The organism is Streptomyces sp. NPDC057002, assembly GCF_042673825.1.
In the GTDB taxonomy this organism is placed as follows: Bacteria; Actinomycetota; Actinomycetes; order Streptomycetales; family Streptomycetaceae; genus Streptomyces.
Genome location: NZ_JBHURZ010000005.1, coordinates 729,245 through 751,864 on the forward strand (window position 1 = coordinate 729,245; position 22,620 = coordinate 751,864).

A 22,620-nucleotide genomic window follows, 5' to 3' on the forward strand; every position below is an offset into this window, starting at 1 on the left:
TATGCGCCGTCCCGGGGGCTGTCGGCGGATGGCGGGCGGTAGCCCCGGTTGTGGGCCAGCACCAGGTCCTCGACGGTGTCCGTGCCCTGCCGCCGCGGCTCGGGCAGACCGCGGCTCTTGAGCCCGCGGAAGAGGGACCGGTAGACGTGGTCCAGCGTCAACTGCTCGGGGGCTCTGGGGTCTCCCTCCCGCAGCAGCCTCAGCAGTTCGCCGGTGAAGGCGGTGTTGCGCTCACCGCTCGGGGCCAGGGCGGTCACGCCGCTCGCGGTCGCGGTGAGGGTGAACGTACCGGTGATCTGGGTCTGTTCCCTCACGACGTCGTCGGGTGCCATGACGTCGATGGCGCGTCCCGAGAAACAGCAGTCGAGAATGACGACTCGATTGCGGGCCGGGCTGTCCGCAACGGCTTCCCGCACCCCGTCGTACGGCATGGCCGTGTAGCGGAGCAGGTTCCGCTTCGTTGTGGTGAGTCCCAGGTGGAGGTTCCCGCGGCTGTCGAGCAGTCCGTGACCGGCGTAGTAGATGAGCAGCAGGTCCTCCGCCTGCCGGGCACGCAGGTTGAGCCGGTCGGCCAGGTACTCGGCCGTGCCCGGGTCTCGGACGACCTCGCAGATCCCCGGGTCGAACCAGCCGTGGGCGGGTTCGCTCAGCTCGCTCCCCAGGTCCGTGAGGTTGTTCAGCACCGCGGGAAGGTCGGGCAGTGAGCCGTCGGCCGAGTACGCGGCCGTGCCGATGAGCACGACACGGGAGGTGGCGCGGTCAGGCCGTCTCATCGGAGTCCGTGCTCTGCCGCCGTTCCAGGAAGTCGAGGAGTTCGGTGACCAGCGTGTCCTGTGAGGTCGCGCGCCGGACACTGATCTCGAGGCTTTCCCCGCCGGGTTCGACCACCTTCAGGGTCACGTCCCGCGTGCGGTGCTTGACCCACTCGACGGCCGCGCGGGCCAGCACGCTCACGGCGCCGCCCGCGGCCACGGCGACGACCACGGCTTCGGGCAGCCCGCCCATCTCGCCACCGGCGATCTCGCCGTGCTCCGTGCGCACCCGGCCGCGCAGTTCCCGCTCGTGGCGGAGCCAGTCGGCCAGTTCTCCGAGTTGTGTCGCCGCCGCCCCCGGGCCGGCGTCGTCGATCAGCAGCCGGTACTCCACTGTTGCCCCCGTACGAAGAGTCACTGTCTCGGCACCCTACGAGAGGATCACCCAGTGACGCACGGAGAGTTGGAAAGAGTCCGGCCCGTCAGGGGAATGGTCAGCCCTTGTTGGCCCCCAGGGTCAGGCCGCTGACGAACTGGCGCTGGAGCACGAAGTAGACGATCAGGGTCGGGATCGCGGTGAGCAGGGCGCCGGCGGCGACCAGGTTGGGGTCGGTGAAGTACTGGCCGGAGAGGTTGTTCAGCGCCGAGGTGATCGGCATGTTCTCGCCGGTGGAGATGAGCACGATGGCCCAGAAGAAGTCGTTGTAGATCCAGATGGAGAGCAGGGTCGCGAGGGCGGCCATCGCGGGCTTGCACAGGGGCAGCACGATCTGCCAGTACAGCCGCCAGACGGAGGCGCCGTCGACCAGGGCGGCCTCGGTCAGCTCGTGCGGCAGCGAGCGCATGTAGTTGCTGAGCACGAACGCGCAGAAGCCGGACTGGAACGCCACATGGATCAGCACCAGGCCGAGCGCTGAGTCGTACAGCTTGCCGCTCATCGTGATGCCGGGCAGGTCGATCAGCAGGTACAGCCGGTACAGCGGGGTGATGATGACCTGCTGGGGCAGCAGATTGCCCGCCGTGAAGAGCAGCAGCAGCGACAGATTGACCCGGAAGTCGAAGCGGCTGACGTAGAAGGCGACCATCGACGACAGCAGCAGCGTCAGCAGCACCGCCGGGACGGCGATGATCAGGGTGTTCACGAAGTAGTGCGTCATGTCGGACTGCGTGAACGCGTCGGTGAAGTTGTCGAGGGTCAGCTTGTCGGGCCAGGAGACATAGCCCTTCTCGCTGGTCTCCGCGTATGGGCGCAGGGCCGCGAGGACCGCCCACAGCAGCGGGGCGAGCCAGGCGAGCGCCGTGACGACGAGGAAGGTGTGCAGCAGGATCCGTGCGGGGCGGATCGGGGTGCGCTGCTTCGGAGCGCCTGCGACGGTGCTCATGCGCGCCGCTCCTTCCGGAAGGTGGCGATCAGATACGGAATGATCACCGCGAGCGAGATCACCAGCAGGACGACGGCGATGGCGGAGCCGTATCCGATGCGGCTGGACTCGCCGATGATGTTGTTGGTCACGAGGATCGACAGCAGTTCGGTGCCCTGGGCGCCCTTGTTGAAGACGAAGACCAGGTCGAAGGCGCGCAGCGCCTCGATGATGGTGACGACCAGGACGACGGTGTTGGTGGGCCGAAGGGTGGGGAAGACGACGTTCTTGAACGTCTGCCACTCGTTGGCGCCGTCCAGGGCGGAGGCCTCGCGCAGGGCGGGGTCGACGCCCTTCAGGCCGGCCAGGTACAGGATCATCATGTAGCCGGCGTGCCGCCAGGACGCGGCGATCAGTACGGCCCACAGGTTGAGGTCGGGGTCGCCGATCCAGTCGATGTAATGGCCGGGCTTGTTGGCGCCGATGACGCTGTTGATCAGGCCCGTGTCGGGGTTGTAGACCAGCTGCCAGACGAACCCGATGACCGCCAGCGACATCACCACCGGCAGGAAGAACGCGGTCTGGTAGACGCGGCTGAAGCGGATCCTCTTGTCCAGCTGCACGGCGAGGAACAGCCCGAAAGGCGTGGGCAGCAGGATGAGCACCACGAACCAGACGACGTTGTGCTCGAGGGCCGGCCAGAACTGCGGGTTGTTGGTGAACAGTTCCCTGAAGTTCTGCAGTCCGACCCACTGGATGGAGTCGAACCCGATGCCGTTCCAGCTGGTGAAGGCCAGCGCGATGGAGGCGAGCGCCGTCAGCCACACCAGGGCGATGTGCAGGATCGTCGGCAGGCCCGCCATCAGACCGAGCGTGATCCGGTCGCGGCGGGTGAGGAGGCGACGGTGGCCCGTCGGGCTCTTGCGCGGAGCGGCCCCCGGAGACGGCTCGGCGGCCGCCTCCGGGTTCTCGATGGTCGTGTCGGTGCTCATGCGGAGGCGAAGATCGTCTTCTTCTGGCGCTCGATCGACGAGAGGATGCTGTCGACGTTCTTGGGGTTGCGGACGAAGTTCTGCAGCGCGGGCTGCATCACCGTGGACGTGAAGTCCGGGCGGGAGTCGCGGTCCATGAACTGCGTCAGGCTCTTCGCGCCCGAGATCATCTCGAAGGACTTCTTCTGCAGCGCGGTGTAGGAGGAGGTGTCGGCCTTCGCCGAGGCGGCCACCACGCTGGAGTCGGCCTTGAGGTAGATCTGCTCGGCCTCAGGGGTGCCGAGGTACTCCAGCAGCTTGACCGCGCCCGCCTTGTTCTTCGGCGCCTTGGAGAGCATGAAGCCGTCGGTGGGCGCCTCGACCGTGTCCTGCCCGAAGGCCGGGTCGATCTCCGGGAAGGCGAAGAAGTCCAGGTCGTCCAGGTCGGCCTTGTCGGTGAACTGCTGGCCGACGAAGGTGCCCAGCAGATACATGCCCGCCTTCTTCGCCACCAGCGTCTGTGCCGCGTCCTGCCAGGTGCGGCCCACCGCGCCGTCCTGGTGGAAGGGCAGGATCTCCGTCCAGTGGTCGAAGACCTTGCGCACCTTGGCGTCGGTCCAGGAGGCCTTGCCCGCCATCAGCTCGACATGGAAGTCGTAGCCGTTGGTGCGGAAGTTGATCTGGTCGAAGGTGCCCATCGCGGGCCAGGCGTCCTTGTCGCCGAAGGCCATCGGGACGAGTCCGTCCTTCTGCATCCGCTTGCACAGGGCGACGAAGTCGTCCCAGGTGGTGGGGACCTCGTAGCCGTGCTGGGCGAAGACGCTCTTGCGGTAGAAGACCGCCCACGGGTAGGTGTACAGCGGCACGAAGTAGTACTTGCCGTCCTCGCCCTTGCTGAGCTTCTTCATCGCCTCGGGGAAGTCCCCGCCGATCTTCTGCCACACGTCGTCGATCGGGGCGGCGAGCTTCTTCGACGCGAAGAACTGCATCCGGTAGCCCGCGAACCAGGTGAACACGTCGTCCGGCGCGCCCTGCAGATAGGAGTTGATCTGCTCCTGGAACGTGTTGTGGTCCTTGGTGTTCACATCGACCTTGATGCCGGACTTCTTCGTGAAGGCGGCGTAGATCTCGGCGAACGCCTTCTTCGGCACCGCGTCCGAGGAGTTCGACCCGAGGCTGACCGTCTTCGGGTCGGCGGCCGTGCCGCTGCCGCCGCAGGCGCTCAGCAGGGGTATGCCGGCGCCGAGCAGGGCGGCGCCGCCGACGCCGCGCAGCAGGGTGCGGCGGCTGGGAGCGGGGAGAGCGAGTCCGGAGGGGGTGAGGTCGTGCATGAACGGCTCCTGAGGGCAGGGTTCGGCCACGAGGGTGTGGCGTGAAACCCGGTCGTAATCGACCAGAAATCAACTTGACCGAACACGGTGGCGCAATAACAGCCGTATGTCCGGTCATGCGTCAAGAGCCGTCGAGTTCATTTGTCGAAACGTGACCGACCCGTGCGCCGGGCGTTCCGGCAGGGTCAGTGAGAAGACCGGGAGCGCTGATAGGCGGCGGCCAGCCTGCCGGGCCGCCGGCGTCGCACCGCCCCGCGATGTCCCCCGCTGACCGGTGCCCTCCCGTCCAGCTGGATCCAGATCCGCACCTCGGTCCCGCCGAGCACGGAGGAGCCGATCCGTACGTCACCGCCGGTCGTCTCGGCGAGCCGGCGCACGATGTCCAGGCCGAGCCCGGTCGAGCCGTCGCTCCCGGAGCCGCGGCCCCGGGCCATCGCGGCCGCCGGGTCGGATATGCCGGGGCCCGCGTCGGACACGAGGACGATCACCGCGTCCTCGCCGTTGTGCAGGTCGACCGCGAAGGCGGTGCCCTCCGGGGTGTGCCGGAAGACGTTGCCGAGCAGCGCGTCGAGCGCGGCGGCCAGGTCGGCGCGGGCCACAGGTATGCGCACCGGCCGCTCGGCCCCGGCCACCCGCCACTTGCGGCCCTCGTCCTCCGCCAGCGCCGACCAGAACGCCATCCGCTCCCGGACCACCTCGGCCGCGTCGCATCCGGCACCCGGACCGGCCGCAGCCGTCTGCGGTTTGGCCTCCCGGGCCGTGCGGATGATGGTGTCGACCTCGCGCTCCAGCTGCTCGACCGCGGTCCGGGTCTGGTCGGCCGCCGGTCCCTCGCCGAGCGAGGCGGTGTTCAGCCGCAGCACGGTCAGGGGCGTACGCAGCCGGTGGGACAGGTCGGCCGCCAGCTCCCGTTCGTTCGCCAGCAGTTGGACGACCTGGTCGGCCATGGAGTTGAACGCGACCGCCGCGAGCCGCAGTTCGGTCGGGCCCTCCTCGGGCACCCGGGCGCCCAGCTTGCCCTCCCCCAGTTCATGCGCCCCCTCGACCAGGCGTTTCGCGGGCCGGACCATCCGCACGCCCAGCCGGTCGGCGACCGCGACCGAGCCGAGGATCAGCGCGACACCGACCGCGGCGAGCACCGCCCAGGCCGTGCCCAGGCCGTTGGTGACCTCGGACTCCGGTACGTACACCTCGACGACCGCGATCTCGCCGGTGCTCAGCGCGACCGGCTGGAGCAGCGTCGAGCCGCCGGCGACACCGGTGGAGGAGGCGCGGCCCAGCTTCCGCACGGCCGCTATGTCCTGGTCGGCGGCGCGCTGCCGCCCGAGCTCGATGGCGTCCTGGCCGTCGCCCGCCGGCAGGTGCACGGCCATCCCGGCGTCGGAGCCGGCGGAGGCGACGACCCGTTCGAGCTGATCGCGGTCGGTGGTGATGGACAGGGCGGGGGCGACGGCCGCGGCCTCCCGCTCGGCGTTGGAGAAAGCGCGGTCCCGGGCCATCTCCCGGATGACGAGCCCAAGGGGCACCGCGAAGGCGAGCACGACCATGGTGGTCACCGCCAGCGACACCTTGACCAGGGCCCACCTCATCGCGGCACCTCCGCCCCCGGCGGTTCGAGCTTCACACCGACGCCCCTCAGGGTGTGCAGATAGCGCGGGTTCGCGGCCGTCTCACCCAGTTTCCTGCGCAGCCAGGACAGATGGACGTCGATGGTCTGGTCGTCGCCGTAGGACTGCTGCCACACCTCGGCGAGCAGCTCCTTGCGGGGGACGACGACGCCGGGCCTGCGGGCCAGGAAGGCGAGCAGGTCGAACTCGCGGCGGGTGAGGTCGAGCCGGGCGCCGTCGAGCTCGGCCTGGCGCCGCAGCGGGTCGACGGTCAGACCGCCGACCCGGATCACCGGGGACGGCTCCCCCTCTCCGGCTCCGGAGCGGGCGCGGCGCAGCACGGCCGCCATGCGGGCCGACAGGTGCTCGACCGAGAAGGGCTTGGTCAGATAGTCGTCCGCTCCCGCGTTCAGCAGCCGGACGATCTCCGTCTCGTCGTCCCGGGCCGTGGCGACGATCACCGGCACGTCCGTGATGCCACGCAGCATCTTCAGGGCCTCGGACCCGTCGAGGTCGGGCAGTCCGAGGTCCAGGATCACCACGTCGAAGCGGACATGGGCGACCTCGCGCAGCGCCTCCAGCGCCGTACCCACGCTGCGCACGGTGTGCGAGGCGTCGGTCAGGTGCCGGATGAGCGCCGAGCGTACGAACTGGTCGTCCTCGACCACGAGTACACGTGCCATGCGCCGCACCGTACGCCATCTCGAACAGCCGGGTACGGGCCTGTGGACAACTCTCGCTTGTGGACAACTCGTGGGATGCGTGGGGCAGTATGGCCCGCGATGCGCAGAGGACTCGTACACGTACTGGCCTGGCTGCTCGCCACGGGCGCGGCGGTCACGCTGTCGTGGTGGGGTGTCCACACGGTGATGGCGGGCACGGCCTATGACCCTCCGCGAGCCCTGCCCATCAAGGCCGCCGACGGGACCGGGCAGAAGCCGGAGCCGTCGGCCACACCGACGCGGGTGCCGAGTCCGCCGCAGCGCACCCCGAGCGCACGGCCCGCCCCGAAGAAGCCGAGTCCGGCCCCCACCGAGCCGTCCAGCCCCTCCCCCAGGGCTCCCGCCTCCGCCTCCGCACCCGGAGAGGTCAAGAGCTACGACACCGACGGCGGGCGGGTCGTCTTCGACCTCGGGCGGACCTCCGCCTCCCTGGTCTCGGCGACCCCCGGGGCGGGCTGGTCGATGCAGGTGTGGAAGACGGAGTCGTGGATCCGCGTGGAGTTCTCCTCGGGCGCGGACCGGGTGTCGGTGTTCTGCACCTGGCACGACGGACCGCCGCGTGTGGAGATCGGGAACTACTGAGAGAAGTCGGGAAGTACTGAGAGAAATGCGGAGTGCCGTACCGGTCAACTGCCGTACGGGGTCATCTGAACACCGACGCGGGCGGCGCCGGTGACGCCACCGCCGCGAGGTCCGTCACGGGCACGGCCCCGCCGGTGAAGTCGGTGAGCGACCTGCCGTGTTCGACCCGGCCGGGATGCGGGTCGGTGGCGGCGCGGCGGGTCAGTTCGGCTACGGGCAGCGGGTGGTCGGAGGCGACCAGGACGGCGTTCCCGAAGCGCTTGCCGCGCAGCACCGTCGGGTCGGCGACCAGCGCGAGCTGCTCGAAACGGGCGGCGGCGGTGGCGATCTGGCCGCGCAGGTGGGCCAGCGGCGGCCCGTCGGCGAGGTTCGCGGCGTAGACACCGCCGGGCTTGAGGGCCCTGCGCACATCGTCGAGAAACTCGGTCGAGGTCAGGTGGGCCGGTGTCCGGGCCCCGCTGAACACGTCGGTGACGACGAGGTCGGCCCAGCCGTCCGGCACCTTGGCGAGGCCCTCGCGGGCGTCGACGGACCGCACCCGGATCCGGGCGTTCGAATCCAACGGCAGCTCGCGGCGGACCAGTTGCACGAGGGCGGCGTCCCGTTCGACGACCTGCTGGGTGGAGCGGGGCCGGGTGGCGGCGACATAGCGGGCGAGGGTGAACGCGCCGCCGCCGAGGTGCACGGCGTGCACGGGCCGGCCAGGCGGGGCGGCGAGGTCGACGACGTGCCCGAGCCGGCGCTGGTACTCGAAGGACAGATACGCGGGATCGTCCAGGTCGACGTGCGACTGCGGGGCTCCGTCGATCACCAGGGTCCAGGCGCGGGCCCGCTCGCGGTCGGGGATCAGCTCGGCGAGCCCGCCGTCGACGCTCTCGACGACGGCCTCCGCGTCGGCCTGTCTGCGCCGGCCGCTCCTCGACTTTCCCATGGGGTCATTATCGGGGTCCGGTCGGTAGGCAGGGCATACGCTCCCGGGCGGCGGCTCCGGCGCCTGAGCGGCAGCTGTCCGCCGCGCGCCTCAGCGGCAGCTGTCCGCCGCCTTGATCGTCCGGGCCGCCTCCCCCAGGGCCTCGCGCAGCACCGCGGGGTCCGTCGCGAGGTCCGCCTCCCCGGGCGGCAGCAGCCAGTCCGAGCCCTCCACCGGCGGCTCGGGGGCCAGGGTCGTGCCGCGCCCGTCGGTTCCGGTGCAGGTGCTCCCCGGCATGTCCCAGGCCTCGGCCGTCCCCGGCGGCACCAGGAAACCCAGCGTGCCGCCCCCGTCATCGTGCAGGACGGGTCCGACCGCTTCCGCGGTGCCGCGCCGGAGGATGTCGACCGCCTCCAGCCCCTGCCGGGCCGGCACCGTCACGACATCGCAGCTGATCTCCATCCCGGCCTCCACCACGGAACCCCTGCTTGGACGAGCGGTCGGAAGTCGGGGGCCTCCCGGTCCGCGGGGTTCAACGCGGCCGCCCGTCAACGGCTACGGCGGAAGTCAGCCGCAAAGGATGGCAGTTCATGGCAGATCACGTATGAGATATCCGGTTTGTAGCCAAACCCAGCGTGACGACTCCGGCACAGCAGGTACGTTCTTGCTCGCCGGACACAGGGCATGGCCTTACGGACAACTCGTACAAGTCTCCCCATTTCCGGCATGGTTCGACGGTTCGCACGAGAGGACCCGGCCATGGCGTCGTCAACAGTGACCTCGTCCCGACCCGATCGGCCACCACGGCCGAACCTCGCCTTCCGGCAGCTGCGCGGACAGCGCTCGCCGGCCGAGTTCGCCGCGGTGATCCGCCGGGCCGCGCTCGAGATCGGCGAGCAGGTCAGCTGTGACGCGCGGTACATCGGCCGCGTCGAGGCGGGTGAGATCCGCTGCCCCAACTACGCGTACGAACGGGTGTTCCTGCATATGTTCCCAGGCCGCACGCTCACCGACCTGGGGTTCGCGCCCCGATCGTCCGTACGCGGACGCCGGGCGCGCGACACCGAGGACGCGCCCCTGACGTGCACCTCGAACCCGGCGGACGCCACGAGTGAGACCAGCGGGGCGTGCGAGCCGTATGAAACGCAGAACCCGTACGACCCGTACCACCCGCACGACACCTACGAGGAGAGCGACGTGCTACGTCGCGCATTCATGACCAGCGGGGGCGCCACAGTGGCCGCCGCCTCGCTGGGACCCGTCGGCCTCGCCCTCGACGCCTCGGCGGCACAGCGCCCCGGGCGCCGCGCCGGGGCGAGTGACGCGGGTGCCCTGGAGGAAGCGGTCCGCCGCATCCGGCTGCTGGACGACCGGCACGGGGCCGACGGCCTCTACCGCCGCGCGGCCGCCCCGCTGCGTGCCGCCTACGCCCTGCTGGACGCCGGCGCGACCCGGCAGACCACCGCGGACCGGCTCTACTACGGCGCCGGTGAACTGGCCATCTCCGTGGGCTGGCTGGCCCACGACTCGGGACGCTTCGACGACGCCCGCTCCCACTACGCGGAGGCACTGGCGACCGCCCGGATGACCGGCGATCCCGGCCTGGAGGCGCACGCCTTCTGCAATACGGCGTTCCTCGCGCGCGACGCGGGCCGGCCGCGCGAGGCGGTCCGGGCGGCCCAGGCCGCGCAGCGCGTCGCCCGGCCCGTGGCCTCGGCCCGGCTGATGTCGCTGCTCGCGCTGCGCGAGGCGGGCGGCTGGGCGGGACTCGCCGACCGCGTCGGCTGCGAGCAGGCACTGGCCCGGGCGCAGACCCTCTTCGACCGCGGCACCTCGGAGGCCGACCCCGAGTGGATGAGCTTCTACGGAGAGGCCGAACTGGAAGGACTGGAGGCGCAGTGCTGGTCCGCGCTGGGCGACTGGCGCCGGGCGGCACGGCACGCGCGACGGGCGGCGGACCTTCAGGATCCGCACTTCACCAGGAACATCGCGCTGTACACGGCGGAGCTGGCGGACGACCTCGCGCGGGGCGGACGGCCGGACGAGGCCGCGGTGGCGGGGATGCGGGTGCTGGATCTGCTGGAGGAGGTCCAGTCGTCCCGGATCCAGACGATGCTGGCGGCCACGGCACGCGTGCTGTTGCCGCATCGCCGGGCTTCGGGGGTGTCGGCGTTCCTGGAGCGGCATGCGTCGACGCCGAGGATCACCTAGCCCCCCAGATGCCCGGTGTCGTTCCAGCTCTCGATCGCCGGCTCGCCGTACGCCCACCCCAGGACCGACAAGGACGTCGGGTTCAGCCGTATCCGTGCCGCGAAGTCGATCGGCAGGCCCAGCCATCGCGCCCCGAGGGTGCGCAGGATGTGCCCGTGGGCGAAGACCAGGACGTCACGGTCCTCGGAGCGTGCCCAGGAGACCACCTCGTCCGCCCGGGCCGTCACCTCGGCAAGGGTCTCGCCCTCGGGGACGCCGTCGCGCCAGATCAGCCAGCCGGGCCGGACGGCATGGATGTCCGCCGGGGTCATGCCCTCGTAGGCCCCGTAGTCGACCTCCAGCAACGCGTCCCACGCACGCGCGCGGTCGCCGAAACCGGCCAGTTCACATGTCTCACGCGCGCGTGCCAGCGGGCTGGTGCGCACCTCGACGCCGGGCAGGCCGTCGTACGGGGCCCGGTGCAGACGCTCGCCGAGCAGCTTGGCGCCACGCCTGCCCTCCTCCAGGAGGGGTACATCGGTCCTGCCGGTGTGCTTGCCGGACAGGGACCACTCGGTCTGTCCGTGCCGGGCCAGCAGGATGCGCGGAGCCATGGAGGACCTTTCCGGGAGAAAAACGCGAGCGGAACTCCTCCATCATCGCGCACGCTGGTCGCGGGCAACCCGGGGGGCGATCTCTGCGTCTTTGAGGTCCGGAGGGCGCCCCCAGGGTGCGCACACGCACCGTAAAGTGGCACGACCGGCCGGCGGGGAGCCGTGACGACGAAGGGGGAGGGCGATCGGATGCCGCACACCGAGACACCGGGCACCGAGGCGGCCCATGCGCCCCGGCTGCGCTGGTGGACGGAGCTGCCGCTCATCCTGCTGGTGTACGCGTGCTACTCGGCGGGCCGGCTCCTCGTGCGGGGCGACGTGTCCGGGGCGGTCGACAACGGTCTGGCGATCCTGCGAATAGAGAAGGCGCTGTTCCTCAACGCCGAGCACCCGCTCAACCGCCTCTTCACGAACGAGGCGTGGATAGGCATACCGGCGGACTTCTGGTACGCGTCGCTGCACTACCTGGTCACGCCGGCGATCCTCATATGGCTCTTCCGCTCCCGGACCGTGCGTTACCGCGCCGCCCGCACCTGGCTGTGGACGTCGACGTTCGTCGGCCTGATCGGCTTCACCCTGCTGCCGACCTGCCCGCCCCGGCTGCTCTCCGCGAGCCACGGCTTCGTGGACACCATGGCCCAGTACAGCTCGTACGGCTGGTGGGGCGGCGAGGCGAGCGCCCCGCGGGGCCTGGGGGGCATGACCAACCAGTACGCGGCCATGCCGAGTCTGCACGTGGGCTGGGCCCTGTGGTGCGGAGTGATGCTGTGGCGCTACGGCGGTACGCGCACGGCGAAGGCGGCCGCTGTCGCCTACCCGCTGATCACCACGATCGTGGTCATGGGCACCGCCAACCACTACTTCCTCGACGCGGTCGCGGGCGCGGCCGTCATGGGCGTCGGACTGCTGCTGGCGCCGCTGGTGATGCGCACGGCGGACCGGGCCAGGGCACGGTTCGTGCCGCGGTTCGCGCCGGTCGCGGCGGACACCTCTTCCGCAGCCACTTCCGCGGCATCTTCAGCAGCCTCTTCCGTCGCGGGTTCCTCGAATGTCAGTGCCGGATGCCAGACTTCCGCGGGTGAGCGAATTCCACGGCAGCGCGATGCGCGGTTCGGAGCGGGAGCCGAGCCGAGTGCCTCTCCCCAGGACGCGGGGGACGGCGCTCCGGCAGCGGCTCGCTGAGCTGCGCGGGCCCGACGTACCCGCGAAGGCACTGGACGCGCGCGCTCTGGCGGCGCTGGCCGCCAACCCCGGTTGTGCGCGGCGCGCGATCCTCGACGGTGCCGGGGTGAACAAGGCGGAGCTGGCGAGCGCGCTGGGTGCGCCGTCGGTCTTCGGGCAGTCCCAGTTCGCGCTCACTCGGGGCAACGCGTTCGAGGCGCGGGTCAAGGCCGACGGCGGCGCGGAGCTGCTGCGGCTGGTGCACGAGAAGCTGGACCGGGCGGCCGAGCCGCCCGCCGAGGCCCGCGTGCCCGACCTCACCGCGACCGGCCCCCAGGGGCGTACGGCGCGTACGGCGCTGGAGCTGCGCGAGGCCACCGCGCACCCGGGCGCGTGGACACTGCTCGACCACCCGATGCTCGCGCTGGACGTCGCGGGCTCCCCGGCGTTCCTGGAGCCGGACGCGGTCGTGGTGCACCCGGACGGCAGCTGGACGGTCGTCGAGATCAAGTCGTTCCCGCTGCTGGACGGTTCGGCGGACCCGTCGAAGGTCGGGGCCGCGGCCCGGCAGGCGGCGGTGTACGTGCTGGCGCTGGAGGAGGTCGCCGCGCAGCTGGATCCGTCCCCGCGCGTGCGGCACCGGATCCTGCTCGTCTGCCCCCGGGACTTCTCGAACCTGCCTGCCGCTTCGGCCGTCGACATCCGCAAGCAGCGGGCGGTGACGGCCCGCCAGTTGACCCGGCTGACCCGTATCGAGGACATCGCCGACGAGCTTGCCGAGGGGACGTGCTTCTCCCCCGAGCTGCCCGCCGACGAGCTGACGGCCGCCGTGGAGTCGGTCCCGGCGACGTACGCGCCCGAGTGCCTGTCCGCGTGCGAGCTGGCCTTCCACTGCCGGGGCCGGTCCCGCAAGGCGGGTGCGGTGACGACGCTCGGCCGCCCGGCGCGGGCGGAACTGGGCGGCCTCGAGACCGTCGAGGACGTCCTCGCGGCGGCCCGCGGGGAGGCCGGGGATCCCGGCGACCCGGCGGTGGCGGCGCTGCGGCGTGCTGCGGCCCTGCGTGCGGAGGCCCTGGAGGCGGCGTGTCGCTGATCTCCACCCTGGCCCGCCTCGAGGCCGTCAGCACGGGCCGCGCCCAGCCCGCCGCCACCGTCCGGCACCGGCATCTCGGCGATCGCCCGCTGGTGTTCGTGCCGCTCATCACCGCCGGTGAGGCGGGCGCCCCGCTCGGCGCCTTGGTCGGCACCGACCGGGACGCGCCGCGCCTCCTGGTCGTCCCCCAGCCCCGCGACCGCGACCTCAGGTTCGCGTTCCTGGCCGAACTGGCCGACGTGGTACTGCCGTACATCGACGCGTACGCCGAGGCCGTGGAGGCCGCCGAGCGCACCGAGACCGACCCGGAGACCGGCAAGCGCGTCAAGGTCGAGGTCGACCTGTGCGCGGACGCCCCGCAGCTGATCGTGCCGAGCCGCGCGGGCATCGACCTGGTGCGGCTGCTCGGCCGCTCCACGCGCTTCCGGCGTACGGCGGAACAGGATCCGGACGCCCCGTATCCGGCGCCGCCCCGGGTGCCGTTGCTCGGGCGGTGGCTGACTCACTTCGGGGAGCGGGCCCGGGTGCCCGGCTCCTCGCTGCTGCTGGCGATGACCGATGTCCTGGGCCGGCACTGGGCGACCGGGCAGTCCACCCTGGAGGACCAGCACCTGGGGGCGCTGCTCGCCTGGATCGACCCGCCGGAGGGCCTGTCCGGTGCGGAGGCGGCGCTGCGGGCCGAGCTGGAGCGGGACGAGCGGGGCCAGCTGACATGTCCCCCGGCGGGTCCGGCCACCGACCCGGCGTTCGACAACAAGCTGCTCGCCCCGGCCATCGAGCGCTACGACCGGGCCCGCACCGCCCACGCCGTCGCCGAGGACGGTCTGCAGGCCGACGGCCGGCTCGGCTCGCTGACCGCCGCCGAGCGGGAGATCCGCGACCTGGTGCTAAGCCGCACCCGGCCCACCTGGGACACGATCTGGCGGGGCCTGGACCTGCTGCGGGAGCTGCCCGCGGGGGCGCATGCCGAGGAGCGGTGGACGCGCGACCGCTGGTCCTTCACCGGCCACCGCGACCGGGTCCTGGCGGGCGAACCCCCGCAGCCGCGCCGCGACGACGCGGTCACCGCGGCCAACAAGCTGGCCACGCGCGAGCGCGAACAGGCCCGGCTGGAGGCGCAGGAGGCCCTCGACGACCCCTTGGTGATGGCCGGACGTCGGCTGTCCGGGGAGGCCTTCGCGGGCGAGGTCACCGATGTCGTGATGACGTACAGCGAGGGCAAGCGGCCCAGCCCGCGCCCCCTGGTCACGGTCCGTACGGACGACCGGCCGCATCTCGGGGAGCGGACGAAGGTGTACCGGTCGCTGGGCGGGAAGCCGCAGTCGGCGGAGTTCGTCGGGGACGAGGAGGACGGCGCGTACGTCGTGCTGCGGGTCCTCGACAAGATGGGCCGCGCCAAGGAGCCCGAGCGGGGGTCGGTGCCGGAGAAGGGCGACCGGGTCTGTTTCACGCTCTTCGAGCACGAGCAGCGGGGCGGCGCGAAGCTGCCCGACCCGGAGGAGACGCCGTGGACGCACGGCGGGCCGCCCGGCGAACCGGCGCTGGAGTCGGCCGACCCGGTGACCGAGGAGGATGTGCTTTGAACCCTCCCTCTCGCGAACGAGCGGGATTCCTGGCTCACGCCGCTCGATTGCTCAGCGAGCGATCGAGTCTTCCGCGATCAGCACCAGCCGGGTTGGAACCAGCCCGGTTTCCCCAGAGATTGGAGGTTGCTGTGCTGGCTTGGTTCTCGCTCAGCACACCGCGGTACTACCATCTGTCATGCGAGCGGCACTGCCGGTGATGACTCAGGAGACCGCCTTCAACCCCGGCGCCGAAGCCGCCAAGGCCACCGACGCGATCCTCCACGACACGCTGCACGGCACCGCGCGCGGTGTGGTCGTCGATTCCCCGCCCGGTGCCGGCAAGTCCACGCTGGTCGTCCGCGCGGCCCTGGAACTCGCCGAGGCCGGCCACTCCTTGATGGTCGTCGCGCAGACCAACGCCCAGGTCGACGATCTCGTCCTGAGGCTCGCCGAGAAGAACCCCGAGCTGCCGGTGGGCCGGCTGCACAGCAGTGACGCCGATCCGTACGACAAGGCGCTCGACGATCTGCCGAACGTCCGCAAGTCGGCGAAGGCGGGCGACCTGACCGGACTGGCAGTGGTTCTCTCCACGGCGGCGAAGTGGGCTCACGTCAAGGTCGACGAACCGTGGCGGCACGCGATCGTCGACGAGGCGTACCAGATGCGCTCGGACGCGCTGCTCGCGGTGGCCGGGCTGTTCGAGCGGGCGCTGTTCGTGGGCGACCCGGGGCAGCTGGACCCGTTCGCGATCGTGGGGAGCGAGCAGTGGGCGGGCCTCGCCTACGACCCGTCGGCCTCGGCGGTGACGACCCTGCTCGCGCACAACCCGGAGCTGCCCCAGCACCGCCTGCCGGTCTCCTGGCGGCTCCCGGCCTCGGCGGCTCCCCTGGTCTCGGACGCGTTCTACCCGTACACGCCGTTCCGCAGCGGCACCGGGCCGGGCGACCGCGCCCTGTCCTTCGCCGTCCCCTCCGACGGCTCGGGCCCGGACCGGGTGATCGACGAGGCGGCCCTGTCGGGCTGGGGCCTGCTGGAGCTGCCCGCGCGGCACACCCCGCGCACGGACCCGGAGGCGGTACGGGCGGTGGCGACGGTCGTACGGCGCCTGCTGGACCGGGGCGGCGCGGCGACGTCGGAGCGCTCACCGGACCCGGCGCCCCTCACCGCCGACCGCGTCGCCGTCGGCACGGCGCACCGGGACCAGGCGGCGGCGGTACGTGCCGCCCTGGCCGACCTCGGCGTCACCGACGTGGTCGTGGACACGGCGAACCGGCTGCAGGGCCGCGAGTACGACGTCACGGTGGTCCTGCACCCCCTCTCCGGCCGCCCCGACGCCACGGCCTTCCACCTGGAGACAGGCCGCCTCTGCGTCCTGGCCTCCCGGCACCGGCACGCGTGCATCGTGGTGTGCCGGGCGGGAGTGAGCGACCTGCTGGACGACTATCCGTCGACGGAGCCGGTGCAGCTGGGGACGGTGGTGAAGTTTCCTGATGGGTGGGAGGCGAATCACGCCGTGCTGGCGCATCTGGCAGAGCACCGCGTGGTGTGGCGTTCGTGACGTGGCCGAACATCGTGGGTTCCGGCGGCCCCGGCGAACGCCGGGTGGTGTGGCAGCCGTACCCACTCCCGCGATGCCCACTTGCGCGCCCGCGAGACAATGGACGGTGGCCCGCTCCACCGGGAGGGCCGTGCGCGACGTACGAGGAGGAGAAGACATGGCGGAGCCCACGCCGCGTCGGAACGAACCGCGGCTACGCCCCGCGCCCCTGCTTTTCGAGCCCGCGGAGGCGGCCTCCGACCCTGAGCACTTCTTCGACCTGGAGTCGATCGACGATCCACGGGCCCTGCTGGCCCGCTCGACGGAGTTGACGCTGGCGTTCCGGGCCGCGGCGGACCGGGCCCTGGAGTTCCAGGCGATCGCGGCTGCGCAGCTCGCCGATCCCCGGCGGTTCGACCGGCTGACGACCGCGGACATCGCGGAGCGGGCCGAGTGGACCGAGGACTACGCCAAGAAGATGGTCGAATTCGGCCGGGACCTGATGCGAGGCGCTGTCGAGGGCCGGGGTCCTGTCGACCCGGTGTGACAGCGGAGGGCGGAAATCCGCCCCTTCCCGATCTACGTGGCATATGCCAGGCGGGCAAGATACTCCCTCCCACCCCCTCCTGTCCCGGTTTCCCGCAACCCTCGGGAACCGCGTGCTCACGGCCGGTAGATGTAGATGTCATGAGCAGCGGATGGAACGCCTCCCATGTCACCCCGGACGGAGCCGCCTGGCTCGCTTCGGCAGGAACGTATCCGCGAAGCACTCTCGCCCTCTGGGAGGAGCGGCCGGCCGCGCCGGTCGTGCTGCCCTGCGGGGCGGTCTTCGACGTGGTCAGCGCGCCCTCGATGTTCGGGCGGCGGATGCTCGACCGGCTCTGGGACCACGGCCCCGGCTCGGGCCCGGTCGCGGAGTTCCGCGGCCGCATGCTGCTGTTCGCCGCCCCGGGCACGGCACAGCGGCTGCCGGCGCTGCTGGAGTGGGAGGAGTGGGGCACGCACGGCCGCGACGGCGGGGAGACCGGCCGCACGGGCGCCGTGCCGCCGCTGCTGTGCCACGGCACGGGCGACGCCGTGACCATCCCCGCACCGGCGGAGGCCACCGCCCCCACCCGCTCCGGCTCCCGCTGGCTCGTCGCCCCGGACACCCGTCAGCCCTGGCTCCCGGGCCCCGAAGTACTGCTGTGGGCGGCCGTGCGGGCGGCCCGTTCGGCGGTGCGGATTTCGATTTTTCCTCCCGCCGACCAGGGTGCTAAGGTCTACGACGTCAGCAGGCGCCGCTAGCTCAGTTGGTTAGAGCAGCTGACTCTTAATCAGCGGGTCCGGGGTTCGAGTCCCTGGCGGCGCACAGACGGTGAAAGACCCCTTCGCAAGAGCGAGGGGGTCTTTCGCATGTCCGCAACCGCCCTCAGCGGACCGTGATCTTCACCGTCCACGCCCCCGAGGCCGTACGTCCCTCCACCTCCACCCGCACCCCCTCCCCCGGCACCGTGAAGCTCTCCCCGAGGGCGATCGGCGCGTCCGCGAGGGGCGGGTACACCGAGTCCTCCCAGCACGCCTCGGTCCGCGGATGGGCGTCGATCACCTCGATGGGACCGCCCCCGGACTGCGCCTCGCCCCGCACCCGGTACACCAGCACCCCCTGCCGGCACGCGGCCACGTCGTTGCCGACCGGCCCCCGCGCCTCGAGGGCGAGCACGCTGTCGGGGCCCGTCCGCACCACCGCGAGCTTGGTGCCCCGCCCCAGACCGAAGGCCGGTGCCCCCGCGGCACCCGAGACCGGCACCCCGGGCGCCGCCGCCAGCGGTTCCAGGGTCAGCCGGGCGGGCCCGGCATCCTGGACACACCGCACCTGCCGCGGATTGAGCCAGCCCAGCTTCCATTTGTGCCAGCCGAACAGGTCGGGGGCGAGTCCGAACTGGCTGCCCATCAGGTCCCAGTCGCCGACATGGGTGTCCCAGTCGCCCTTGCCGTCGGCGGGCCGGTGGTAGAGGTCGGGCAGATCGAAGACATGCCCGGTCTCGTGGGCGAGGACGAGCCGGTCCGGCGGATGCTGCTCGAACACCGTAACGACCCGGCGCAGGTCGGTGCCGTCGGCCCGCATCGGGCTGGTGAGGTTGACGACCTTGGTCGCGTCGGAGTCCACGCCGGGCGCGTCCGGGTCGGCGACGAAGTACACGACGTCGTAGCGCGAGAAGTCCACCTCCGGGTCGGCCGCGGAGAGCGCGTCCCGGAGGTACGCGGCCCGGTGCTCGGCGCTCCAGTCGCGCTGTATGGCGTACGCCGTGGACGGGCGCGGCATCTGGATCCAGTGCCCGAGCGGGTGCGGGCGCAGGGTGAACCGGCCATAGGAAGCCTGTTCGAAGAATCGGGTGGTGTCCGGGAAGTGGTCGGCGGTCAGTTCCTGCGGCGTGGCCAGCGGACGGGCGTCCGGGAAGGACAGGAAGACCATGACCGCGTCCAGCGACCGGGCGGGGCGCGGATAGGCGGCGTTCCAGGTGTCCAGGCCCTCCGAGTGGTGGGCGTCGGTGCGGGTCAGGGCGCAGGGCTCGGCCGAACCGGGCCCGGCGGCCGAGTGGCCGGTGCCGAGGGAGGTCGCGGCGAGCGCCGACATGGTGGTGAACACGGCCGCGGTACTGCGCAGTCGGGCGCGCGAGAACTGACGCGGCACGGATACCTCCGGGTACGGTTCGCGGGACACCGCACCCAGCCTGTGGCGATTTGTAGTACTGCGCCCTGTTTGCCTGCACCAGTCGGGTGAAGGAGCCGAAAAAACACGGAAGCCGACACCCCAGAAGCACTCACGGAACGTCACAACTGGTCGGGGGCCTGAAGAAGCCGTCCAGGTGCGAGCAGAAACGATCTGGCAGAAGGGCCGGTTGGTCGGGAACACTGGACACCGGCTGGAAGGCCCTGGGGCCAGCCTCTATGATCGGCACACTTTCCTGACCTTTCCTGCACGGACAGAGATCGAATACATGCGGGAGCGAGCGGTGAGCGGAACCTCCGAAGGGCCGACGCCCGCGGCAGACCTCGACCGGCCGGTCGTCACAGAGAGTGAGATCGATACGTCCCCCCGTACCGAGCACCTGTCGCAGTCGCCCTATCGCTCCGTCTTCACGGCCGCCCCGCTCGCCATGGCCGTCGTGGACCGCGAGGGCACGGTCGTCAGCGCCAACGACTCACTCGCCGCGCTGCTCGGCACCGCCCCGGACGAACTCGCCGGGGCCGTCGCCGCCGATCTGGTCGACCTCACCTCCGACGCCCGCACCTGGCACGCCTACCGCGAGGTGCTGCGCGGCCGGCAGTCCCGGCTGCGCTGCACACGCCGCCTCAAGCACCCCGACGGGCACTCGCTGTGGGTGCAGGTGACGGTCGCCCCGCTGCCCGCCGAGGACCGGGGCGTGCTCATGTCCGTCGCCGACATAAGCTCCCGCCGTGAACTCCAGGCCCGGCTGCGGCACTTGCAGATGCATGACGCGGTGACCCGGCTGCCCAACCGCACACTGTTCTTCGAACGCCTGTCTGCCGCACTGGAGGCCGAGTCGTACGAGCAGAGCGGCACGGGCCGGATCGGGCTGTGCTACCTGGACCTGGACGGCTTCAAGGCCATCAACGACACCCTCGGCCACCGCGTCGGCGACCGGCTGCTGGCCGCCGTCGCCGAGCGCCTGATGCGCTGCGCGGACGAGACCGGTTTCGCCCGGGCCAGCACCCCGCTGGTGGCCCGGCTCGGCGGTGACGAGTTCGCGCTGCTCGTCGAGGACTCCACGGGCACCGAACAGCTGGCCGAGCTGGCCGAAGCAGTGCTGCGGGCGATCCAGGACCCCTTCGACATCTCCGGCCAGCGGCTGTCGGTGTCGGCGTCGATCGGGGTGGTGGAGCGGCACGCGGCCGGCACCACCCCGACCGCCCTGGTGCAGGCGGCGGACACGACGCTGTACTGGGCGAAGGCCGACGGCAAGGCCCGCTGGACCCTGTTCGACCCGGAGCGCAACGCCCACCGCATGACCCGCCAGGCCCTCGCCTCCACGCTCCGGCCGGCCATCGACCGGGGCGAGTTCCGGCTGGAGTACCAGCCGCTGGTGGGCATGGAGGACGACCGGCTGCACGGGGTCGAGGCCCTCATCCGCTGGAATCATCCTCAGTTCGGCGTACTGACGCCGAATCGGTTCATCGGACTTGCCGAAGAGGACGGTTCGATCGTCCCGCTGGGCCGCTGGGTGCTGCGTACGGCCTGCCGGCAGGCCCGCCGCTGGCAGCGGGAGCACCCGGACGAGCCGCCGATCTTCGTCAGCGTCAACGTGGCGGTCCGCCAGGTCTGGGACTCGGACCTGGTGGCCGACGTGGCCGAGACCCTGGCCGAGACGGGCCTCGCGCCGCACCTGCTCCAGCTGGAGCTCACCGAGTCGGCGGTGATGGGCTCGGGCGGCCGGCCGTTGCAGGCCCTGAAGGCCCTCAGCGACATGGGCGTGCGTATCGCCATCGACGACTTCGGCACGGGCTACTCGAACCTCGCGTATCTGAGCCGGCTGCCGGTGTCGGTGCTGAAGCTGGACGGTTCCTTCGTGCGGGGCTTCCAGTACGACGACCGGGACGCGGCAGCGCGCCCGAACCCCGCCGACGAGGTCGTGGTCGAGGCGATGATCCAGCTCGCGCACCGGCTCGGGCTGACCGTGACGGCCGAGTGCGTGGAGACCTCGGCCCAGGCGGTCCGGCTGCGGCGCATCGGCTGCGACACCGGACAGGGCTGGCTGTACTCCCGTCCGGTGTCGCCGGACCGTATCTCCGAGCTGCTGGGCACGCCGGACGTTCAGGCGGGCGTCGGCAACCCGTAGGCGTCGGCGATCAGTTCGTAGCTGCGGACGCGGACGTCACCGCCGTGCGCGTTGGCGGTGATCATCAGCTCGTCGGCGCCGGTGCGCTTGGCGAGGTCGTCCAGGCCGGAGCGGACCTCGTCCGGGGTGCCGTGGATGACGTTGGCGTTCCAGGAGTCGACGAAGTCGCGCTCCATGGGGCTGAACTCGTAGGCCGCCGCCTCCTCGGGGCTGGGCACGAGGCCGGGGCGGCCGGTGCGCAGCCGGACCATGCTGAGGGCCGCGGCCAGCACTTGGCGGCGGGCTTCCTGCTCCTCGTCGGCGGCGAGGGCGGAGACGCCGATGAGGGCGTACGGCCGGTCGAGCACGGCGGACGGCTGGAAGGACTCCCGGTACAGGTCCAGGGCCGGGAGGGTGTTGTGCGCCGAGAAGTGGTGCGCGAAGGCGAAGGGCAGCCCGAGGACACCGGCGAGGCGGGCGCTGAAGCCGGAGGAGCCGAGCAGCCAGACGGGCGGCCGGTGCGGGGACTGGACGCCGCCGGGGGACGTGGCCTGGACCGGGCCCGGCACGGCGTGGATACGGCGGTAGCGGTGCCCGTCGGGGAAGTCGTCGTCGAGGAAGCGGGTCAGCTCGGCGAGCTGCTCGGGGAAGTCGTCGGCGCCCTCGTTCAGCCGGTCGGTGCGGCGCAGGGCGGCGGCCGTGGCGCCGTCCGTGCCGGGGGCGCGGCCGAGGCCGAGGTCGATACGGCCCGGGGCCATCGCCTCCAGCGTGCCGAACTGCTCGGCGATCACGAGCGGGGCGTGGTTGGGCAGCATCACTCCGCCCGAGCCGAGCCGGATGCGGTCGGTGTGGGCGGCGAGGTGGGCCAGGATCACGGCGGGGGACGACGAGGCCACGCCCGGCATGGAGTGGTGCTCGGCGACCCAGTAGCGGTGGAAGCCGCGGGCCTCCGCGAGGCGGGCCAGCTCGACGCTGGTGCGCAGCGCGTCGGAGGCGGTGCGGCCGGCCCCTACGGTGACCAGGTCCAGTACGGAGAGGGGAACGGGGGCGCTGCCCTGTGCCGCGCCGCGAATCTCGTCGCCGCGAATCTCGTCTGCCGCCACGGTGGGGTGCCTCCTGCTGTGGGCCGTGTGCTGTCGTCCCGGCTCTAACAGGGGACTGTCTCCGGTTATTCCCCTCGGGGCGGGCCCGACAAAGAGGTGTGGCCGATTCCGGACCCCATGGAGCAGAGGTTCGAGGGAACAGCACCTGGTGAGGAGGTGCCTGCGATGGGAACTTCGGCAGACGACGTCACGCTGGCCTACAAGGGCCTGGGGCTGCTGCCTGACTGGGCGGCGATCGCCCTCGCCGTGCTTCTCTGTGTCTGGCTGGTCGTCTTCCTGGTCCGGCGCAAGCGGTCATAGG

General features: G+C 71.6%; 21 protein-coding genes, 1 tRNA gene and 1 pseudogene. 11 read left to right on the forward strand and 12 right to left on the reverse strand.

Going from position 1 to position 22,620, the window contains the following annotated elements; translation table 11 throughout:
- Nucleotides 1-143: 143 nt before the first annotated feature.
- The 7 genes and pseudogenes from ACFT32_RS27460 to ACFT32_RS27490 all read right to left on the reverse strand — a co-directional run.
- A pseudogene (locus ACFT32_RS27460) lies at nt 144-773 on the reverse strand (caspase domain-containing protein); the annotation flags it as partial.
- Nucleotides 760-1,170 (reverse strand): hypothetical protein, encoded by a 411-nt coding sequence (locus ACFT32_RS27465; protein WP_382494328.1) that lies wholly within the window; start codon nt 1,168-1,170, stop codon nt 760-762. The gene ACFT32_RS27465 and the pseudogene ACFT32_RS27460, both read right to left, overlap by 14 nt.
- A gap of 76 nt (nt 1,171-1,246) precedes the next feature.
- A complete protein-coding gene (locus ACFT32_RS27470; protein WP_382494331.1) occupies nt 1,247-2,134 on the reverse strand; it encodes a carbohydrate ABC transporter permease in 888 nt (295 codons plus the stop codon).
- Nucleotides 2,131-3,105 carry a carbohydrate ABC transporter permease gene (locus ACFT32_RS27475; RefSeq protein WP_382494334.1) on the reverse strand — a complete coding sequence of 325 codons (975 nt, stop codon included), beginning with the start codon at nt 3,103-3,105 and terminating at the stop codon, nt 2,131-2,133. Before ACFT32_RS27475 ends, ACFT32_RS27470 begins: the two co-directional genes overlap by 4 nt.
- On the reverse strand, nt 3,102-4,415 hold the full coding sequence (locus ACFT32_RS27480) for an ABC transporter substrate-binding protein (protein WP_382494337.1): 1,314 nt from the start codon (nt 4,413-4,415) through the stop codon (nt 3,102-3,104). Before ACFT32_RS27480 ends, ACFT32_RS27475 begins: the two co-directional genes overlap by 4 nt.
- Before the next feature lie 185 nt (nt 4,416-4,600).
- The gene (locus tag ACFT32_RS27485; RefSeq protein ID WP_382494339.1) at nt 4,601-6,004 is read right to left on the reverse strand and encodes a sensor histidine kinase; all 1,404 of its coding nucleotides are present in this window, start codon (nt 6,002-6,004) and stop codon (nt 4,601-4,603) included.
- Nucleotides 6,001-6,705, reverse strand: a complete 705-nt coding sequence (locus tag ACFT32_RS27490) for a response regulator transcription factor (protein WP_382494342.1) — start codon at nt 6,703-6,705, stop codon at nt 6,001-6,003. Before ACFT32_RS27490 ends, ACFT32_RS27485 begins: the two co-directional genes overlap by 4 nt.
- Before the next feature lie 99 nt (nt 6,706-6,804).
- Here ACFT32_RS27490 and ACFT32_RS27495 point away from each other — a divergent pair, with 99 nt between their 5' ends.
- Complete coding sequence (locus ACFT32_RS27495) at nt 6,805-7,326, forward strand: hypothetical protein (protein WP_382494344.1); 522 nt, start codon at nt 6,805-6,807, stop codon at nt 7,324-7,326.
- A 61-nt stretch (nt 7,327-7,387) separates the two neighbouring features.
- On the opposite strand, the gene ACFT32_RS27500 is transcribed toward ACFT32_RS27495, so the two are convergent.
- A complete protein-coding gene (locus tag ACFT32_RS27500; protein WP_382494347.1) occupies nt 7,388-8,257 on the reverse strand; it encodes a spermidine synthase in 870 nt (289 codons plus the stop codon).
- 90 nt (nt 8,258-8,347) lie between these two features.
- A complete protein-coding gene (locus tag ACFT32_RS27505; RefSeq protein WP_382494349.1) occupies nt 8,348-8,698 on the reverse strand; it encodes a hypothetical protein in 351 nt (116 codons plus the stop codon).
- Nucleotides 8,699-8,995: 297 nt separating this feature from the next.
- Here ACFT32_RS27505 and ACFT32_RS27510 point away from each other — a divergent pair, with 297 nt between their 5' ends.
- Nucleotides 8,996-10,447 (forward strand): hypothetical protein, encoded by a 1,452-nt coding sequence (locus ACFT32_RS27510; protein ID WP_382494352.1) that lies wholly within the window; start codon nt 8,996-8,998, stop codon nt 10,445-10,447.
- Here ACFT32_RS27510 and ACFT32_RS27515 read toward each other — a convergent pair.
- On the reverse strand, nt 10,444-11,040 hold the full coding sequence (locus tag ACFT32_RS27515) for a histidine phosphatase family protein (RefSeq protein ID WP_382494355.1): 597 nt from the start codon (nt 11,038-11,040) through the stop codon (nt 10,444-10,446). The two genes, ACFT32_RS27510 and ACFT32_RS27515, sit on opposite strands and share 4 nt — an antisense overlap.
- A gap of 189 nt (nt 11,041-11,229) precedes the next feature.
- Between ACFT32_RS27515 and ACFT32_RS27520 the strand changes: the two genes are divergently transcribed.
- The 7 genes from ACFT32_RS27520 (at nt 11,230) to ACFT32_RS27550 (ending at nt 17,747) form a co-directional block, all read left to right on the forward strand.
- Complete coding sequence (locus ACFT32_RS27520; protein ID WP_382494672.1) at nt 11,230-12,222, forward strand: phosphatase PAP2 family protein; 993 nt, start codon at nt 11,230-11,232, stop codon at nt 12,220-12,222.
- Nucleotides 12,173-13,294: a hypothetical protein gene (locus ACFT32_RS27525; RefSeq protein ID WP_382494675.1), complete on the forward strand. Its 1,122-nt coding sequence runs from the start codon at nt 12,173-12,175 to the stop codon at nt 13,292-13,294. The genes ACFT32_RS27520 and ACFT32_RS27525 overlap by 50 nt, the downstream gene beginning before the upstream one ends.
- On the forward strand, nt 13,285-14,877 hold the full coding sequence (locus tag ACFT32_RS27530) for a hypothetical protein (RefSeq protein WP_382494358.1): 1,593 nt from the start codon (nt 13,285-13,287) through the stop codon (nt 14,875-14,877). Before ACFT32_RS27525 ends, ACFT32_RS27530 begins: the two co-directional genes overlap by 10 nt.
- 178 nt (nt 14,878-15,055) lie before the next feature.
- Complete coding sequence (locus ACFT32_RS27535) at nt 15,056-16,417, forward strand: AAA family ATPase (protein WP_382494361.1); 1,362 nt, start codon at nt 15,056-15,058, stop codon at nt 16,415-16,417.
- A 157-nt stretch (nt 16,418-16,574) separates the two neighbouring features.
- Nucleotides 16,575-16,943: a hypothetical protein gene (locus ACFT32_RS27540; RefSeq protein WP_382494363.1), complete on the forward strand. Its 369-nt coding sequence runs from the start codon at nt 16,575-16,577 to the stop codon at nt 16,941-16,943.
- A 140-nt stretch (nt 16,944-17,083) separates the two neighbouring features.
- Nucleotides 17,084-17,683 (forward strand): bifunctional DNA primase/polymerase, encoded by a 600-nt coding sequence (locus tag ACFT32_RS27545; protein ID WP_382494366.1) that lies wholly within the window; start codon nt 17,084-17,086, stop codon nt 17,681-17,683.
- A tRNA-Lys gene (locus ACFT32_RS27550) sits at nt 17,674-17,747 on the forward strand. Before ACFT32_RS27545 ends, ACFT32_RS27550 begins: the two co-directional genes overlap by 10 nt.
- A 60-nt stretch (nt 17,748-17,807) precedes the next feature.
- Here the strand turns inward: ACFT32_RS27550 and ACFT32_RS27555 are convergent.
- Complete coding sequence (locus tag ACFT32_RS27555; protein ID WP_382494369.1) at nt 17,808-19,100, reverse strand: M6 family metalloprotease domain-containing protein; 1,293 nt, start codon at nt 19,098-19,100, stop codon at nt 17,808-17,810.
- A gap of 277 nt (nt 19,101-19,377) precedes the next feature.
- On the opposite strand from ACFT32_RS27555, the gene ACFT32_RS27560 reads away from it, so the two are divergent.
- A complete protein-coding gene (locus ACFT32_RS27560; protein WP_382494371.1) occupies nt 19,378-21,237 on the forward strand; it encodes a putative bifunctional diguanylate cyclase/phosphodiesterase in 1,860 nt (619 codons plus the stop codon).
- Here the strand turns inward: ACFT32_RS27560 and ACFT32_RS27565 are convergent.
- The gene (locus tag ACFT32_RS27565) at nt 21,213-22,319 is read right to left on the reverse strand and encodes an LLM class flavin-dependent oxidoreductase (protein ID WP_382494373.1); all 1,107 of its coding nucleotides are present in this window, start codon (nt 22,317-22,319) and stop codon (nt 21,213-21,215) included. The two genes, ACFT32_RS27560 and ACFT32_RS27565, sit on opposite strands and share 25 nt — an antisense overlap.
- A 165-nt stretch (nt 22,320-22,484) precedes the next feature.
- On the opposite strand from ACFT32_RS27565, the gene ACFT32_RS27570 reads away from it, so the two are divergent.
- Nucleotides 22,485-22,619 carry a hypothetical protein gene (locus ACFT32_RS27570; RefSeq protein WP_382494376.1) on the forward strand — a complete coding sequence of 45 codons (135 nt, stop codon included), beginning with the start codon at nt 22,485-22,487 and terminating at the stop codon, nt 22,617-22,619.
- Nucleotide 22,620 lies beyond the last annotated feature (1 nt).